Raw genomic sequence first — 17244 nt, 5'->3', positions numbered from 1 at the left:
CCGTGGACGACACCAGTGAGCTGCTGTCCCGGACCGATCTCGACTTCCTGCTCCATGACTGGCTCCGGGTCGAGGAGCTGACCGATCGCCCGCGCTTCGCGGAGCACTCCCGGTCGACCTTCGATGCGATCCTGGACGTCTGTGCGGACCTCGCCAGGAACCGCTTCGCCCCCCACAACCGGCGCAACGACACCGAGGAGCCGCAACTGGTCGACGGCCGGGTCCGGCTGAACCCCGACGTCCGGCCGGCGCTCGACGCACTGGCGGAGACCGGTCTGCTCAGCGCGACAGCAGACCACCAGCTGGGCGGTCTGCAGTTGCCGCGGGTCGTGCACCTGGCGAGCGCCGCATGGTTCGCGGCCGCCAACGTGAGCACCTACGGCTACGCGATGCTCACCGTCGCCAACGCGCACCTCATCTGCGCGCACGGCTCCAAGGAACAGATCGCCAGGTTCGTCTTGCCGATGTTCGAGGGCCGCTTCCACGGCACCATGTGTCTGTCGGAACCCCAGGCAGGCTCCTCCCTCGCCGACACGAAGACCCGCGCGAGCCTGGCCGACGACGGGACCTACCGGGTCACCGGGACCAAGATGTGGATCTCCGGTGGGGATCACGAGCTGGGCGAGAACATCGTGCACCTCGTGCTCGCGCGCACCGGAGCCGAGACCTCCGGCGTCCGGGGCCTGTCGCTGTTCATCGTTCCCAAATTCCTGGTCACCGACGACGGCAGCATCGGCGAGCGCAACGACGTGACACTGGTCGGGCTGAACCACAAGCTGGGCTTCCGGGGCACGGTCAACACCGTCCTGAGCTTCGGCGACGGAACCCATCGACCCCGCGGCTCCGCCGGCGCCGTCGGCTACCTGGTCGGCGCACCGGGCGAGGGACTCGCCCAGATGTTCCACATGATGAACGCCGTCCGACTGGAGGTGGGCGCGTGTGCGGCCGCCCTCGGCTACACCGCCTACCGCAAGTCGTTGGCCTACGCGCGGACGCGTCCGCAGGGCCGCACGCCGGGCGCGAAGGCCGCGAATCTGCCCCAGGTGCCGCTGGTGGAGCATGCCGACATCCGCCGGATGCTGCTGGCCCAGAAGTCCTATAGCGAGGGCGCTCTCGGGTTGACGCTGTACTGCGCACGATTGCTGGACGAACAGGAGTCGGCGCCCGAACCGGGCGATCGCGATCGCGCGTCCCTGCTGCTCGACGTACTCACTCCCATCGCGAAGAGCTGGCCATCGCAGTGGTGCCTGCACGGCACGTCGCTGGCCATCCAGGTCCACGGCGGATACGGCTACACCCGCGACTACGACGTCGAGCAGCACTACCGTGACAGCCGCCTCAACCCGATCCATGAGGGCACGCACGGCATCCAGGCCATCGACCTCCTGGGCCGGAAGACGGCGATGCGCGACGGCGCCGGCCTCGAACTGCTGGACGAGGAGATGCGGCGCACCATCGCTGCTGCTTCCTCACTTGCGCCCGAGATCGCGGCCTATGCAGCCGACCTCGATCGTGCAAGGGCGCGCCTCGTGGAGGTGACGAGGGTGCTCCATGCGCACCCCGACCCGGCCACCAGGCTGGCCAATGCCTCGATCTACCTGGAGGCCGCCGGCCACATCGTCCTCGCCTGGATCTGGCTGCAGCAGCTCATCGCGCTCGGCGACCGAGACGATCCCTTCGCCCGCGGCAAGCGCTCGACGGCCCGGTACTTCCGGTCCTACGAGCTCCCGCGGGTGGCGCCCCAGCTCCACCTGCTCGCCTCGCTCGACCGCACGACGGTCGACCTCGACCCGGCGTGGCTCTGACCATGCCCGGTCCGCCCCGACCACGTTCCATCGCCCCCTCACCCTTGTCAGGAGAAAGCCCATGCCGACGCTCGGCCAACTGGTAGCACGACAAGCCCACCGGGCGCCGAGGCGCGACGCGCTCGTCCATGACGGCCGGCGCGTCACATGGGCTGAGCTCGACCGCGAGGTCAACCGCGCCGCCGCAGTACTCCGACGCGGCGGCACGGGCGGCATGGGTGGCATGGCTCCGGGCGATCGACTCGCGGTGATGAGCACGAACTGCGACGACCTCGTCGTGGCCCTGTACGCCGCGGCCAGGCTCGGCCTCCTCGTCGTCCCCATCAACCCGCGGATGGCAGCACCGGAGGTCACCTGGCTGCTGGACGACAGCGGCGCGACCGGGTTCCTCTTCCATCCCCACCTCGCGGCCACCGCGGAGAGCGCACGAGCGGCCGCCGCCACGCCGCCGCGTATCCATCTCCCACTGAGCCCGACCCCCGACCACCCCCAGGACCTCCGGAGCCTGATGGCGGATGCCCCGGACCACGAGCCGGGAACAGCGGTCTCGGAGTCCGACGATGCCGAGATCCTCTACACCTCCGGCACCACCGGCCGGCCCAAGGGTGTCCTGCTCGACCACCACCGGGTGATCTGGGCGGGACTCAACGTGACCACGACCGTCGGGATGGCGGACGGCGAGCGGATTCTGCAGGTCGCCCCGCTCTACCACTCCGCAGGCCTCAACCTCTTCCTGCACGGGGGTACGGCGGTCGGGGCCACGCACGTGCTCCTGGACGCCTTCGATCCGGACGTCGTGCTGGATGTCATGGAGGCCGAGCGGATCACCACCTTCTTCGGCGTCCCCACGATGTACCAGATGCTCCTGGACCGCCCGGACTTCGCCAGCCGGGACCTCTCGGCCTGGCGACTCGGCCTGTTCGGCGCGGCACCCATGCCGCCGGTCACGATCGAGCGACTGCGGGAGGCGGTCCCGCAGGTGCAGCTCTTCAACCTCTGCGGACCGACGGAGGCCGGCCCCGGTGGCATCGGGCTCGGCCCCGAGCACATCGCGCAGCGCCCGAGTGCCAACGGATGGCCCATCCTCAACACCGAGGCAAGGGTCGTGGACAGCCGCGGGCACGACGTCCCGCCCGGCAGCACGGGAGAGGTGGTGCTCCGGGGCGAGTCCGTGATGAAGGGTTACTGGAACAACCCGGAGGCGACGGCGGACGCCCTGCGCGAGGGCTGGTTGCACACCGGAGACGTGGCCCGGATCGACGACGACGGCTGCATCACCCTCGTCGACCGGATGAAGGACATGATCATCACCGGCGGCATGAACGTGTACTCGGTCGAGGTCGAGAACGCGCTCGCCGCCCACCCCGGCGTCGCGGACTGTGCCGTCGTCGGGATCCCGCACCCGGTCTACGGCGAGAGCGTCGTGGCGGTCGTGACGCCCCGCGAGGGCCGCTCGATCACACTCGACGACCTGCGCTCGCACGTCTCGACGCTCATCGCCGACTACAAGGCTCCGCACCGGCTCGTCCTGGGCGAGGTTCCGCGCAACGCCTCGGGAAAGATCCTGAAGCACGTCCTGCGCGAGCGGATCGGCAGCGAGCAGGGGGCGTCGGCGTGACGACGCGGACGAGCGCAACCATGTTGGCCGTCAGCCAAGACGTCCTCGGAGGCACCGAGGTCCTGCGCCTGGCCGAGGTTCCCCGGCCCCGGGCCGCCCCCAACCAGGTTCTCGTGCGGGTGGCCGCGGCCGGCCTCAACCCGACCGACCTCAAACACCGGTCGCGCCGGGTCTTCCTCGGCCCCCCGCCCTTCGTGCTGGGGTGGGACGTGTCCGGTGTCGTGGAGGAGATCGGCTTCGGCGTCGCCGACTTCCGCCCCGGCGACGAGGTGTTCGGGATGTTGCCCTACCCGTCCGGGCACGGCGCCCATGCGGAGCTCGTCCTCGCCCCGGCGCGGGCACTCGTGCACAAGCCCACCGAGCTCGACCACGTGCAGGCGGCAGCCCTGCCACTCGCGTCGCTCACCGCATGGCAGGCACTGGTCGAGCGGGCGGGGATCCAGCCCGGGCAGCGGGTGCTCATCCACGGCGCCGCCGGCGGCGTCGGCCACCTCGCGGTGCAGATCGCCCGGGACCGGGGAGCAGTGGTGATCGGCACCGCGAGCACCTCGAAGCACGACTACCTCCGTGAGATCGGCGCCGACGAGCTCCTCGACTACCGCACGAGTGAGTTCGACGCCGAGTTGTCGAACGTCGACGTCGTGCTCGACACGGTCGGCGGCGACGTCACGACACGCTCGCTCAGGGTGCTGCGCCGGGGAGGCACGCTCGTGACGATCATGCCCGCCGGGCGCGAGGTGATCGTGGGCGAGGCCCGCGAGCGGGACATCCGGATGGTCGGCATGCTCGCGGACGCGGATCGGGCCGGCATGGAGGCGGTGTCGGACATGGTCCGGCGCGGCGTACTGCGACCCAGGATCGACCAGGTCTTCGCGATGAGCGCCGCGGCGCAGGCCCACACCCTGGCCGAGTCAGGACGCGCCTTCGGCAAGGTCGTGCTGGTCCCGGACTGACCCAGCCCGATCCGTATTCGCCCGCCCACGTCACTCCCGACCCAGGGCATCAACCGAGAGGAACCAGATCCATGAGTCCCATCCACCCCGCCACCCTCGCCGGCAAGGTCGCGGTCGTCACCGGAGCCAGCTCGGGCATCGGCGCCGAGATCGCCCACGAGATGCACCGAGCCGGTGCCGACGTCCTCCTGGTGGGCCGCAACGAGGAGCGCCTGGCCGCCAACGCCTCGGCCCTGACACCTGTCGGCGAGCGGGTCGACACCCTGGCCGTGGACCTCACCGACGAGGCAGCGCCGGACGCCGTCGTACGACGGGCGCTGGGACGGTTCGGCGGTCTCGACATCCTGGTCAACGCGGCCGGTGTCTTCACCCCCACGCCCTTCCTCGAGACGACCGACCAGATCCTCGACGAGCAGTGGGCCGCCAATGTGCGGGCGCCGTTCCGCCTCGCGCGCGCCGCCACCGGGCACCTCGGCGAGGGCTCGTCTATCATCTTCGTGTCCTCGATCTGCGGCCACGCCGGATTCCCCAACTCCACGGCCTACTGTGCCACCAAGGGCGCCGTCGAGCTGCTGGTGAAGTCGCTCACCGCCGAGCTGTCCCCACTCGGGATCCGGGTCAACGCCGTCGCACCCGGCAACATCCGGACCAGCATCAACGAGCACCTGCTGGCCGACCCCGACTACGAGCAGCAGATGCTCGCGGCCACGCCTGCGGGACGCATCGGAGAGGTCGGCGACATCGCACCCGCGGTCGTCTTCCTCGCCTCCCCGGCGGCGTCCTACATCCACGGGTCGTCGCTGCTGATCGACGGCGGATGGATCGCCAGTTGACCGAGCAGCCGCTCCGGGATTTCCTTCTCGAGCGCTATGGGATCGATGCTGCACTGACGCGGCTCGGATCCGAGCGCGACGAGACCTACCGGGCGTCGGTCGCCGGGGTCGACGACCTGATCGTCAAGGTCTGTGCCCTCGACGAGCCGCGAGAGATCGTCGAGCTCCAGCTCGCGGTGATCGATCATCTGGCGCGTTGCTCGACGGTCCCGGTGCCCGTGGCCGTGCCGGCACTGGATGGCGCAACCATCACCCGGTGGCAACACCCGAGCGGCCTCCTGGACCGCCTGGTCCACGTCATGTCCTGCCTGCCGGGCACCGGCATCGCGGAGCAGGAGATCGGCCCGGAGGAGGCCGAGCGGGTGGGCGCCGTGCACGGCGAGCTCACCGAGGCCCTCGCCCGCGTTCGGCACCCAGCCGCGGCCCGCACGATCATGTGGGACCTGTCCTTGCTGCGCGAGCTCGTCGGCACCGTCGCGCCGCCGCGGTCGCAGGTCCGGCTGGCCGCTCAGGTCGTTGACCACTTCACGAGCTCAGTCCGTCCTGTGGCCGAGCGGGGAGCGCGGCAGATCGTGCACGGCGACTACAGCGTGCACAACGTGCTCGCAGACCCGGTGGCTCCAGGGTTCGTCACCGGTGTCATCGACTTCGGCGACGTGCATGTCGGGCCGGTGCTCTACGATCTCGCGATCGCGGTGGCCAACCTGCTCGATCACCGGCTGGTGGATCCGTGGTCACTGGCATCCGCGCACCTACGAGGCTTCCTCAGCGCGCACGACGTACCGCCCGCCCAGCTCCGAGTGCTCGCCGCGGCAGCCGCGGCACGCTGCGTGCAACGAGCCTTGGTCTCGCAGTGGCGCGCGAGCACCGATCCCGCCCGGGCCGACTACGTGCAGAGCCACGCGCAGCACGACTGGGTCCACGCCGAGACCGCCATCCGGACACTCGACACCGCGACCGAACGCTTCCTCGCCGCCGCCGCATCGGCCCACGCCCCCACGAGTTGAGGATCACGACCGTGTCATCACCGTCTCGCGCAGCCGTCAGCACCGTCGGCATGGTCAACGGCTTCCGTGCATCCGACCTGGCTGCCCAACCGCCGGATATCGCGTCGATGATCGAGCGACGCAACCGCCTCCTGGGCCCCGGGTACCAGCTGTTCTACACCGATCCGGTCGAGGTGACCAACGCACACGGCGTCCATCTCTACGCCGGCGACGGGACCGAGTACCTCGATGCCTACAACAATGTGGCACAGATCGGTCACTGCCACCCGCGCGTCGTGGAGGCCGTGTCTCGCCAGCTGGCGAGACTGAACACCAACACCCGCTACCTCCAGGAGCCGCTGCTCGACCTGGCCGAGCAGCTGCTCGCGCACTTCCCGGCGCCGCTGGACCGGGTGACGTTGACCTGCACCGGGTCGGAGGCGAACGACCTCGCGACCCGGATCGCCCACCACCACACCGGCTCCAGCGGGATCATCGTCACCGCGAACGCCTACCACGGTGTCACCAGCAGCGTGGCGGCGTATTCCCCCTCGCTCGGCCCTGGTGCCCCCCCAGGGGCGCATGTGCGCACCATCGCGGCACCTGACCCGGCTGGGTTCGCGGACGAGGCCGAGCTGATCGCTGCCGTGCGCGGCGACGTGCGCCGGGCTGCCGACGACCTGGTTCGCGCAGGTCACGGCGTGAGTGCCTGTCTCGTCGACACCGTCCTCTCCTCCGATGGGGTCTTCACCCACCCGACGGGTGTCTTGCGAGCACTTGCCGAAGAGGTGCGCTCCTACGGCGCAGTGATGATCGCCGACGAGGTCCAGGGCGGCTTTGGCCGCACGGGCGACGACTGGTGGGGCTTTGCTCGCCACGGGTTCGTCCCGGACATCGTCACCATGGGCAAGCCGATGGGCAACGGCTACCCGGTCGCCGCGGTCGTGCTGCGCGCCGAGGTGGGACATGGCTTCGAGTCGGCCGTCCGCTACTTCAACACGTTTGGCGGCAGCACTGCTGCGGCCGCTGCCGCTCGCGCGGTGGTCACGGTCATCGAGGAGGAGGAGCTGGTCGAACGCTCCCGACGGATGGGCGCCTCGCTCGGGGACGCCCTGCGCGACCTCGCCGGCGACACCGACCTCATCGGGGCGGTCCGTGGTGTCGGCATGTTCTACGGGGTCGAACTGTCGGCGGAGGGCGGACCCGTGGAGGCCGCGCGGACGGCGCGCGAGGTCACGAATCGGATGCGTCGCGCCGGCGTGCTGATCTCCGCATCCGGCCCGCACGGCAACGTGCTGAAGATCCGGCCGCCCCTCACCTTCGACCAGTCCCACGTCGACCGACTCGTCGAGGCCCTCGCCGCCGGCCTCAGGGCAGTCGACCCCACACCACGAGAGGCATGAGCAGGTGACTCCCCCCCAGATCGACGTCAATGCCGACGCCGGCGAGAGCTTCGGGCGTTGGCTGCTGGGCGACGAGGTCGGCCTGTTCGGCTTCGTCTCCAGCGCCAACATCGCCTGCGGCCACCATGCCGGCGACCCGGCCACGATGCGTGCGGCCGTGCAGGCCGCTCGTGATGCCGGGGTCGCGGTCGGTGCGCACCCCGGATACGACGACAAGGTCGGATTCGGGCGTCGCGCCATCGCGATGTCGATCGAGGAGACAGTCGACTCGGTCGTCTACCAGGTCGGGGCACTTGCCGCGATCGCCGCGAGCGAGGGCGTCAGCCTGCGGCACGTCAAACCGCACGGCGCCCTGATGGGCGCGATCTGCCGCCACGCCGAGCTCGCAGTCGGCGTCGCTGCAGGTCTTGGCAGCGCCGGCTTCGAGCTGCCCCTGATGATGGCGCCTACCGCGGCCCTCACCGCCGTACGGACAGCGGGCCACCCGGTGATCCCGGAGAACGCCGTCGACCTCGACTTCGACGACGACGGCATCAACATCATCGAGCCACGTCCCGCAGCCAAGGACCCTGATCGGGTTGCCGAGACCGCCGTGACCGTGGCAGGTGGCCGAGCGATGACGGTCTCTGGTCGCAGCATCGAGATGCCGGTGCGCTCGGTGTGCGTCCACGGCGACCGGCCCAACGCCGTGCCCATCGCCGCAGCGGTCAGCCGCGCCCTCACCGCTGCCGGTTTCGAGATCCGGCCGGCCGCCCCGTGGGTGTGACGCTCGCCGTGAGCGCGGCCTTGAACGTATACACGGCGCTCTCCGACGGGAGTCGCGCCAGCTTCGGCGGCGACGAGTACGTCTTCGTCGAGCTCGACGAGGCGATGAGCCTCGCCGCCGCCCTCCGGGTCCAGTCGATCACGGCGCGCATCGCCGACCTGGAGCTGTCGGGCGTTCTCGACATCGCGCCCGCCAACAGCAGCTACCTGATCCGTGTCGACCCCGAGGTCATCGACCCCCGCCGGGCGCTGACCACGATCGCGGACGTCCACGCGGCCCGGCAGGCCGCGGCGACGACGATCTCCACCGAGATCCTCGACGTGCCGGTCCTCTACGAAGACCCGTGGTCGACCGAGGTCTGCATGCGGTTCCGCGACGGGCATCAGTCCGCGACCGAGACCGACGTCCAGTACACCGCGCGGATCAACGGCTTCGCCTCCGTCGACGAGCTGGTCGAGGCCCACTCGAGCGCGCCGTTCATCGTGACGTTCCCCTGCTTCAAGCCCGGCAACGCGGAGTCGTACCAGCTGGTGCCCCGCGAGAGGCAGCTCCAGGCGCCCAAGTACGTCACGCCGCGCACCGAGACGCCGGCCCGGGCCGTCGCTCACGGTGGTGCCTTCACGGTCATCTACCCCTCGAGCGGGGTCGGCGGTTACCAGCTGCTCGGGCGCAGCGCGATTCCGGTCGTAGACCTCAGCCAAGCCACGCGCGAGTTCCGCCGATCGCCTGTGCTGACCCCCATCTCGACCCTGTTGCAGTTCCGCCCGGTCGACCGGGAAGAGTATGACGAGGTGCGTCGCCTCGTCGACCACGACGAGCACGTCGTCCGTCGCGCGCCCGTCGAGTTCTCCCTCGCCCGGTACGAGGCGGACCCGGAGGGATACGCACGTTCGCTCAAGGCGCTGTTGTCGTGATCTCGGTCCTCGCCCCCGGTCCGCACACGACGATCCAGGACCTCGGCCGTCCCGGCTACTACGCCATGGGCCTACCGCCCTCTGGTGCGCTGGACCAGTACGCCCACCGGTGCGCCAACCTGCTGGTCGGCAACGCCGAATCCGCCGCGACCCTCGAGGCCACCATGGACGGGCCCACCCTCGGGTTCGAGCAGGACGCCCTCGTGGCGGTCACAGGCGCCGACGTCGACGTCGCCATCGACGGTCGCCCGGTGGAGATGTGGGCAGCCCACCCGATCCGGGCAGGTCAGCAGCTGAAGATCGGCCTGGCCCGGGCGGGCGCCAGGTCCTACCTCGCGGTGCGCGGCGGCATCGACTCCCCGCCCTTCCTCGACAGCCGCTCGACCTACACCGCCGCGGGGATCGGCGGCCTCACAGGCGGTCCCCTTGTCACCGGCGACACCTTGCAGGTCGGCTCCGAGACCGCCTCGCCGGGGCGCCCGGGCGCGCACCTCGACTCACGTCTCCACGGACGCCTCGGCGGTCAGGTGACGGTTCGCGTCGTGCCGGGGCTGTGCAGCTACCGCTTCACCGCGGAGTCTCTGGAGCAGTTCTTCGCCAGCACCTACACGCTGACCACGCGCGCCGACCGGATCGGTTGCCGCCTCGACGGCCCGAGCCTGGCGTTCGTGGAGCGGGAGCAGCCGTTCGGCGCCGGCGACAACCCGAGCAACGTCGTCGACCTGGGCTACCCCGTGGGGTCGATCCAGGTTCCCAGCGGGGTCGAGCCGATCTGTCTGCTCCGAGACGCCGTCACCGGCGGCGGTTACGCGACGCTCGGCACGGTGATCAGCGCCGACCTCGACCTGCTGGCACAAGCCCGGGCGCCCGACACTGTGCGCTTCGATCGGGTCTCGGTCGACGGTGCTCTGGCCGCGCGGCTGGCGTCCCGAGCGCGGCTGCGCGACGTCCGCACCAGCCTCAACCTGCTCAGCCTGTTCTGAGTGGGCTCACCCCTACCGAGAGAAGCCACCATGACCGATCAGATCACCGCGCCGACCTTCGCCGTGGAGGACCCGGCCACCCTCGAGGTCGTCGGGCACGTCCCCGACCTCGGCCCGACCCACGCCACGACCGCAGTGGATCGCGCGGCGGCAGCGTTCCCGGGTTGGGCCAGCACCGCCCCGCGGCGCCGCGCCGACATCCTGCGCCGTGCGTACGAGCTGATGCTGCGCGACCAGCACGAGTTGGCCACACTGATCTCGCGCGAAAACGGGAAGTCCCTCCAGGACGCGACGAACGAGGTCGTCTACGCCGCGGAGTTCTTCCGCTGGTACTCCGAGGAGGCAGTTCGCGCCGGCGGTGAATATGGCGAGTCGCCGGGGGGCGGGGCACGGACGATCGTGACGAGCCGACCTGTCGGGGTCGCGGCGCTGGTCACCCCGTGGAACTTCCCCGCAGCGATGGCCACCCGCAAGATCGGACCCGCGTTGGCGGCCGGCTGCACCGTGGTCATCAAACCGGCAGCTCTCACCCCGCTCACCATGCTCGCGATCGCCGAGATCCTCGGCGAGGCCGGCCTCCCCGAGGGCGTCGTCGAAGTGGTGACCACACGGAGCTCCGGCGCCGTCGTCTCGGCCTGGATGGCCGACGACCGCGTCCGCAAGATCTCCTTCACGGGCTCCACCCAGGTCGGGAGCCACCTGCTCCACCAGGCCGCGGACCGAATCGTCAACGCGTCGATGGAGCTAGGCGGCAACGCACCCGTCATCGTGACCGAAGACGCGGACGTGGCGGCCGCGGTCGAGGGGGCGCTAGTTGCGAAGTTCCGCAACGGCGGTCAAGCCTGCACGGCAGCGAACCGCATCTACGTCCACTCCGACGTCGTCCGCCCATTCCTGCACGCGTTCGGCGCCGCCGTCGAGAAGCTGACGGTCGGCCCGGCCCTCGACGGCGCCGCGATCGGCCCACTGGTGAGTGCCAACGAGCGGCAACGGGTCAACGACGCCGTCGAGCTTGCGGTCCGCAAGGGCGCGCGGGTGGCCTACACGGCGGAGCTGCCAGCCGCCCCCGGCCACTTCTACCCACCGACCGTCCTCGTCGACGTCTCACACGACTCGTCGATCGTGACCGAGGAGATCTTCGGCCCCGTTGCCCCGATCCTGGAATGGAACGACGAGGAAGACCTCCTGGACCACCTCAACAACTCCGATCTCGGCCTGGCGGCCTACGTGTTCGCCGGCGACCTGGGCCGGGCCATCCGCATCGCCGAACGGCTCGAGGTCGGCATGGTCGGGATCAACCGCGGAACGGTCTCCGACCCCTCGGCGCCGTTCGGTGGTGTGAAACAGAGCGGATTGGGGCGCGAGGGCTCGCGACACGGCCTGCGCGAGTACCAGGAGACGCAGTACCTCAGCGTGGACTGGCCTACATAACGCAGGCACCTCCAGCGAGCCGAGAACCTCCCGTACGAGCGCCACATGCGCGCACCGAACGTCACGAACAACTTCGGTGTCGCCAACCACGTCCGGCAGTTCGTCCTCGTCCGTAGCCCGGGCTGCGTAGGACCCATGAGCAACCACAGAAATGAGAAGACATGCAGATCGATAACGTCGCAGCCGTCGTCACCGGCGCCGCATCCGGACTCGGCAACGCGACCGCCACGGCACTCGCGGCCAAGGGCGCTCGCGTCTTCGGGCTTGACCGCGACATCGCCACCGCCCCCCAGATCGACGGCGTCACCTACATCGAAGCCGACGTCACCAGCGAAGCCGACGTACGTGCCGCCATCGCGCATGCCACCGAGCAGGGACCGCTGCGCGTGGTCGTCAACTGCGCCGGCATCGGAACACCCGCACGCATCCTGGGCAAGGCCGGCATCCATGACCTGGCCCTCTACGCCAAGATCGTCCAGGTCAACCTGATCGGCACCTTCACCGTACTCGCCATCGCCGCCGAGGCGATCGCCACAACCGACCCGCTAGACCACGCCCAGCGCGGTGTCGTCATCAACACCGCATCGGTCGCAGCCTTCGAAGGCCAGATCGGACAGGCGGCCTACTCGTCCGCCAAGAGCGGCGTAGTCGGCCTCACCCTCCCAGCTGCCCGCGACCTCGCCCAGCACGGCATACGCGTCAACACCATCGCCCCAGGGATCGTCGAGACCCCCATGCTCGCCAGCCTCAGCGAGGGGGTGCGCACGAGCCTCGCAGCCGGTGTGCCATTCCCCCAACGCCTCGCGCAACCGTCGGAATACGCCGACCTCGTCGCCTTCATCATCGATCACGACTACCTCAACGGCGAGACCATCCGCATGGACGGCGCTCTGCGCCTGGCCCCTCGCTGATCTCCGGCTCTCACCAGAAAGAAGGCACCAACATGCACTCAGCCGTCATCATCGACATCGTCCGGACCGCCTCCGGAAAGGGCAAACCAGGCGGTGCCCTCTCCGGAGTCCACCCCGTCGACCTGTTCGCGACCCTGCTCGCCTCGCTCGCCGAGCGCAACGACCTCGATCCGGCGGTCGTCGACGACGTGATCGCCGGCTGCGTCACCCAGGCAGGCGACCAGGCACTCAACGTTGCCCGCAACGCCGTCCTGGCCGCGGGCTTCCCGATCGAGGTGCCCGGCACGAGCATCGATCGGCAGTGCGGGTCCTCGCAGCAGGCCACCCATTTCGCAGCCCAGGGCGTCATCTCCGGCGCCTACGACGTCGTCATCGCCGGCGGCGTCGAATCGATGAGCCGCGCGCCGATGTTCTCCTCAGCACGCGGCGGCCACCCCATGGCACCCCTCGACGACCGATTCCCGTCACTGCCCGGCCAAGGCATCGGCGCCGAACGGATCGCCGCCCAATGGAAGCTCGACCGCGACGCTCTCGACACGTTCTCCGCCGAGTCGCACCGCCGCGCCGCGGCGGCGGCCACCGGAGACTTCAGCCGCGAGATCGTGCCCATCGCCCTTCCCGACGGGGGACTGCACACCGAGGACGAGACCATTCGGGCCACGACGTCCGTAGAGGGGCTGGCCAGCCTACGGCCGTCGTTCTACGACGACGAGATGGCACTTCGGTACCCGGAGATCGGATGGCACGTCACTCCCGGCAACTCCTCCCCACTGACCGACGGCGCAAGCGCAGCGCTGATCATGAGCGAAATGAAGGCCAGGCAGCTCGGACTGACCCCGCGGGCCCGGCTCCATAGCTTCGCCGTTGTGGGATCAGACCCCGAGATCATGCTGACGGGCCCGATCCCGGCGACGCACAAGATCCTCAGGACGGCCGGACTCACCATCGACGACATCGACACATACGAGGTCAACGAAGCATTCGCTTCAGTACCGCTCGCCTGGGCGGCAGAGTTCAATGCCGACCCCACCAAGCTCAACCCCCGGGGCGGAGCCATCGCCCTCGGCCACCCCCTCGGCGGCTCCGGGACCCGACTGATGGCCACCATGCTCAACTACCTTGAGGACACCGGCGGACGATACGGCCTACAGACCATGTGCGAAGGCGGCGGCATGGCCAACGCCACCATCATCGAACGCCTCGGCTAGTGTTCTGCGCCTGAGATTCGCGTCAGATTTTTTGCGAGGGAGTTGAGGATCTCGTCGGCGCTCTTGGTCCAGGCGAAGGGCTTGGGGTTCTCGTTCCAGTTGTTGATCCAGGCGCGGATGTCGTCTTCGAGGTCGGTCACGGTGGGGTGGATGCCGCGGCGGATGAGTTTCTCGGTGATGAGCCCGAACCAGCGTTCGACCTGGTTGACCCAGGATGACGCGGTCGGTGTGAAGTGGATGTGGAAGCGGGGGTGTCGGGCGAGCCAGGCGTTGATCTCGTCGGTCTTGTGGGTGGCGTAGTTGTCGCACACGAGGTGGATGTCGAGTTCGTCGGGGACGTTCTTGTTGATGGTGATGAGGAACTCCTTGGACTCGATCGCGCCGTGGCGTCGGTGTAGGTCGGCGATGACTTCGCCGGTGGTGATGTTGACCGCGGCGAAGAGGCTGGTCACGCCGTTGCGGATGTAGTCGTGGGCCATCCGTTCTGGTGTGCCGGGCAGGATCGGGAGCACAGGCCGGGACCGGTCCAGGGCTTGGACTTGGGACTTCCAGGGTCGCGGTGATGACGTTCTCGACCTGGTCCAACAGGGTCGGGGGTTCTCGTGCTGACCGGGCTGACATGCCCGGCGCGAAGGCCGCGGCCGACCTCGCCAAGTCCGGCGCGTTGGACGAGTTGTTCGCTAAGATCGACGCCGGTGAGATCGAGCTGACCGGCGCCGGCGGGTTCATCCCCGGCCTGCTCAAGGCCACCCTTGAACGCGGGCTCCAGGCCGAACTGACGTCGCATCTGGGCTCCGAGAAGGGCGCCCCTGAGGCGTCCGCGGTGACGAACTCGAGGAACGGTATGAGCCCGAAGAAGGGTCGCCAGCCAGGCCGGCGACGTCGACCTCGCGGTCCCACGCGACCGGGACGGGACCTTCACCCCGACCTTGGTCCCCAAGGGAAGCCGCCGGCTGTCCGGGCTCGGCGAGATGATCATCTCGCTCTACGCCGGCGACCGGGAAGAAGTCCCTCGAGGGAATCACAGACGACAGGGCCCAAAGCCGCTTCAGCAACTTTGACGGGCTCGGCGGAATACAGTCGTTTCGCCAATTCTTCCCGCGGGACGCTCGTCAATCTCTGCTGCATATCAACACCGGCTGTCGGCACCCGGCAACCGTTCCCTGCGCGACGCGCTCGTGCGGACGACGACGCGGACTGCTCGACCAGGGTGCGCAGGTGAGGCGGCGGGCCTACAGTCCCGATGTGGGCATCTCGCGACGCGTTCTCCCCGTGATCCCCGTGCTCGGGGCGGTGGCGGCCGGGCGGCTGACTGCCGTGGCGGTGGGGAGGTCGCTGCCGCGTGCCCGCACGCAGGCGCTCGTCCTGGCGCTGGTTCCCGTCGCGCTCGTCTATCCGGCGGCGCGCACGTCGGCGCGGGATAGGTCGGCGGTGGTGAGGGAGGTGGCGGGGGTCGTCGCGATGGCCGGGGTCGCCGTGCTCGCGCTCCGCGGCGGTGACGGGCGCAGGGTGACGGCTGCCGGCTGGCTGGCGCACGCAGCGTTCGACGTGCTCCACGAGAAGGGCACCGACTCACGCCTGCCCGACTGGTACCCCGGGGTGTGTGCCGGGTTCGACGCCGGGGTCGCGTGGGAGCTGATGCGGCACCGGTCGGCTATCTGACCTCGGAGCGGCGCAGGAGGACCAGGCCGACGGCGAGCGGGACGACGATCCAGATCGTGGTCGTGGTACCGAGCTGGACCCACTCCTGGACCGAGGAGGTCTCGCCCTCGAACAGCACGACCTGGGTGTGGTTCCAGTCGAGCCAGGGTTGGAGGTCGGTGAACCCCTCCTTCACCTGGGCCAGCAGCACGAGGATCCCGGACAGCACGAAGGAGAGCACGAAGTAGCCGACGATGGCGGCCGCGGAGCTGCGCAGCACCACGCCGAGCGTGAAGCCGATGGCCATCCCGACCAGGTCGCCCAGGATGATCTGGGCGGCGTGGGCCGGTCCGACATTCCACACCGTCTCGACACCGGCGAGGGCGGAGCCCACCACGTTGCCGACGACCCCGATCGCGAGCGCCACCAGCATCGAGACGATGCCGACGATGACGGCCGCGATCGCCTTGGCGCCGATCACCCTGCCGCGGCTGGGGACGAGGGTGAAGGTCGTCAGGCCGCTGCGCTGGCTCCACTCGCTGGTGACCGCGAGGATCGCGATCATGGGGAGGATCAGGGTCATCGGGAAGCCGAGGGCGCTGGCGAAGGTCTGGTAGCCGAGCGTGCTCACGGGGGCGAAGACGATGGCGGAGGCGATCGCCACGACCGAGAGGACGCCGGTGCTCGTGAGCAGCCAGAAGCCGGAGCGGGTGTCGAACATCTTGCGCAGCTCGACGGCCACGATCCGCCGGGTCGGGATCGGAGGTACGGCGCGCCGGGCGGTCGTCGCGGCGGCGGGTGAGCGCGTGGCCTGGTTGGTCCGGGTGGTCGCGGTGGTCATGCTGCTGCCCCTCCTTCGGGAACGGTGCTCTCGCGCTGGGACTCCGCGGTGAGCTCGAGGAAGATCTCCTCCAGACCGGCGCTGTCCGCGGAGCGCAGCTCGGTCAGGGCGATGCCGGCCGCGAGGGCGATCCGGCCGACGTGGTCGGCGTCGGCGAGGGTGTGGAGCGCGCCGCCGCCCGACGAGGAGGCGTCGAAGCCCGCGTCCGCGAGCGCGCCGGCGAGCCGGCCGTTGTCCGCGGACGAGACGACGGTCCCGGCGCTCGACAGCAGCTCCTGCTTGGTCCCCGCGGCGACGATCCTGCCGTTCCCGATCACGACCAGGTCGTCGGCGAGCACCTCGATCTCGTGCAGGAGGTGGGAGGACAGCAGCACCGTGCCGCCCTGGTCGGCGAACTCCCGCAGCAGGTCCCGCATCCAGCGGATGCCGGCCGGGTCGAGCCCGTTGGCGGGCTCGTCGAGGACCAGGACGGCGGGGTCGCCGAGGAGCGCGGTGGCGATGCCGAGCCGCTGCCGCATGCCGAGGGAGTAGTTGCGGATCCTGACGTCGCCCTCCTTCTCCGTCAGCGAGACCCGGTGCAGCATCGCCGGCACCCGGCTGGTCGGCAGCCCCATGGTGCGGGCCGCGATGGTGAGCACCTCGCGGCCGGTACGGCCGGCGTGTTGCGCCGAGGCATCGAGGAGCACGCCGATCTCGAGGCCCGGGTTCGGCAGGTCGGCGTACAGGCCACCGAGGACCTCCACGCGTCCGGACGTGGCCGGGCTGAGGCCGACCATGATCCGCATGGTCGTCGACTTGCCGGCCCCGTTGGGGCCGAGGAAGCCCGTCACGCGGCCCGGTCGGGCGGCGAACGACACGTCGTCCACCGCGGTCACGCCGCGGTAGCTCTTGGTCAGGTGGTCGACGGTGATCATGGTCGGAAGCCTCGCCGCGACCGGCCCCTCGGCACAT

The 17244-nt window shown here is 69.9% G+C and carries 15 protein-coding genes and 2 pseudogenes; 14 read left to right on the top strand and 3 right to left on the bottom strand.

Features of this window, described 5'->3' with window-relative positions:
* Window positions 1-2: 2 nt before the first annotated feature.
* The 12 genes from ACPZVR_RS21975 to ACPZVR_RS21920 all read left to right on the top strand — a co-directional run bounded on the left by ACPZVR_RS21975 (window position 3) and on the right by ACPZVR_RS21920 (window position 13811).
* On the top strand, window positions 3-1805 hold the full coding sequence (locus ACPZVR_RS21975) for an acyl-CoA dehydrogenase (protein WP_436701822.1): 1803 nt from the start codon (window positions 3-5) through the stop codon (window positions 1803-1805).
* 61 nt (window positions 1806-1866) lie between these two features.
* Window positions 1867-3423, top strand: a complete 1557-nt coding sequence (locus ACPZVR_RS21970; RefSeq protein WP_436701821.1) for a class I adenylate-forming enzyme family protein — start codon at window positions 1867-1869, stop codon at window positions 3421-3423.
* A 20-nt stretch (window positions 3424-3443) separates the two neighbouring features.
* Window positions 3444-4376, top strand: a complete 933-nt coding sequence (locus ACPZVR_RS21965) for an NADP-dependent oxidoreductase (protein WP_436701820.1) — start codon at window positions 3444-3446, stop codon at window positions 4374-4376.
* Between the two features lie 71 nt (window positions 4377-4447).
* Window positions 4448-5209: an SDR family NAD(P)-dependent oxidoreductase gene (locus ACPZVR_RS21960; RefSeq protein WP_436701819.1), complete on the top strand. Its 762-nt coding sequence runs from the start codon at window positions 4448-4450 to the stop codon at window positions 5207-5209.
* A complete protein-coding gene (locus ACPZVR_RS21955) occupies window positions 5206-6216 on the top strand; it encodes a phosphotransferase (RefSeq protein ID WP_436701818.1) in 1011 nt (336 codons plus the stop codon). Before ACPZVR_RS21960 ends, ACPZVR_RS21955 begins: the two co-directional genes overlap by 4 nt.
* A gap of 11 nt (window positions 6217-6227) precedes the next feature.
* Window positions 6228-7598 (top strand): aspartate aminotransferase family protein, encoded by a 1371-nt coding sequence (locus tag ACPZVR_RS21950; protein ID WP_436701817.1) that lies wholly within the window; start codon window positions 6228-6230, stop codon window positions 7596-7598.
* A 4-nt stretch (window positions 7599-7602) separates the two neighbouring features.
* Window positions 7603-8364 (top strand): 5-oxoprolinase subunit PxpA, encoded by a 762-nt coding sequence (gene pxpA / locus ACPZVR_RS21945; protein ID WP_436701816.1) that lies wholly within the window; start codon window positions 7603-7605, stop codon window positions 8362-8364.
* A 20-nt stretch (window positions 8365-8384) separates the two neighbouring features.
* Window positions 8385-9278 (top strand): 5-oxoprolinase subunit B family protein, encoded by an 894-nt coding sequence (locus tag ACPZVR_RS21940; RefSeq protein WP_436701815.1) that lies wholly within the window; start codon window positions 8385-8387, stop codon window positions 9276-9278.
* A complete protein-coding gene (locus ACPZVR_RS21935) occupies window positions 9275-10261 on the top strand; it encodes a 5-oxoprolinase subunit C family protein (RefSeq protein ID WP_436701814.1) in 987 nt (328 codons plus the stop codon). Before ACPZVR_RS21940 ends, ACPZVR_RS21935 begins: the two co-directional genes overlap by 4 nt.
* 30 nt (window positions 10262-10291) lie before the next feature.
* Entirely contained in the window at window positions 10292-11692 is a 1401-nt protein-coding gene (locus ACPZVR_RS21930; RefSeq protein ID WP_436701813.1) for an NAD-dependent succinate-semialdehyde dehydrogenase, read from the top strand.
* 161 nt (window positions 11693-11853) lie between these two features.
* The gene (locus tag ACPZVR_RS21925; RefSeq protein WP_436701812.1) at window positions 11854-12603 is read left to right on the top strand and encodes an SDR family NAD(P)-dependent oxidoreductase; all 750 of its coding nucleotides are present in this window, start codon (window positions 11854-11856) and stop codon (window positions 12601-12603) included.
* 32 nt (window positions 12604-12635) lie between these two features.
* Window positions 12636-13811, top strand: a complete 1176-nt coding sequence (locus tag ACPZVR_RS21920; RefSeq protein WP_436701811.1) for a thiolase family protein — start codon at window positions 12636-12638, stop codon at window positions 13809-13811.
* Here ACPZVR_RS21920 and ACPZVR_RS21915 read toward each other — a convergent pair.
* Window positions 13808-14344: pseudogene (locus tag ACPZVR_RS21915) on the bottom strand (IS630 family transposase); the annotation flags it as partial. The gene ACPZVR_RS21920 and the pseudogene ACPZVR_RS21915 sit on opposite strands and share 4 nt — an antisense overlap.
* Window positions 14345-14430: 86 nt before the next feature.
* On the opposite strand from ACPZVR_RS21915, the pseudogene ACPZVR_RS21910 reads away from it, so the two are divergent.
* A pseudogene (locus ACPZVR_RS21910) lies at window positions 14431-14806 on the top strand (transposase); the annotation flags it as partial.
* Between the two features lie 250 nt (window positions 14807-15056).
* A complete protein-coding gene (locus ACPZVR_RS21905; RefSeq protein ID WP_436701810.1) occupies window positions 15057-15473 on the top strand; it encodes a hypothetical protein in 417 nt (138 codons plus the stop codon).
* Here ACPZVR_RS21905 and ACPZVR_RS21900 read toward each other — a convergent pair.
* Both ACPZVR_RS21900 and ACPZVR_RS21895 read right to left on the bottom strand, forming a co-directional pair.
* Window positions 15466-16293 (bottom strand): ABC transporter permease subunit, encoded by an 828-nt coding sequence (locus ACPZVR_RS21900; RefSeq protein WP_436701809.1) that lies wholly within the window; start codon window positions 16291-16293, stop codon window positions 15466-15468. The two genes, ACPZVR_RS21905 and ACPZVR_RS21900, sit on opposite strands and share 8 nt — an antisense overlap.
* Window positions 16290-17207 carry an ABC transporter ATP-binding protein gene (locus tag ACPZVR_RS21895; protein ID WP_436701808.1) on the bottom strand — a complete coding sequence of 306 codons (918 nt, stop codon included), beginning with the start codon at window positions 17205-17207 and terminating at the stop codon, window positions 16290-16292. The genes ACPZVR_RS21900 and ACPZVR_RS21895 overlap by 4 nt, the downstream gene beginning before the upstream one ends.
* Between the last annotated feature and the right edge of the window lie 37 nt (window positions 17208-17244).

Origin of the sequence: Nocardioides segetis, from assembly GCF_051390595.1 — a bacterium.
In the GTDB taxonomy this organism is placed as follows: Bacteria; Actinomycetota; Actinomycetes; order Propionibacteriales; family Nocardioidaceae; genus Nocardioides.
Note: the sequence above shows the minus strand (reverse complement) of the source record. Positions and strands in the feature narration are given on the sequence as shown.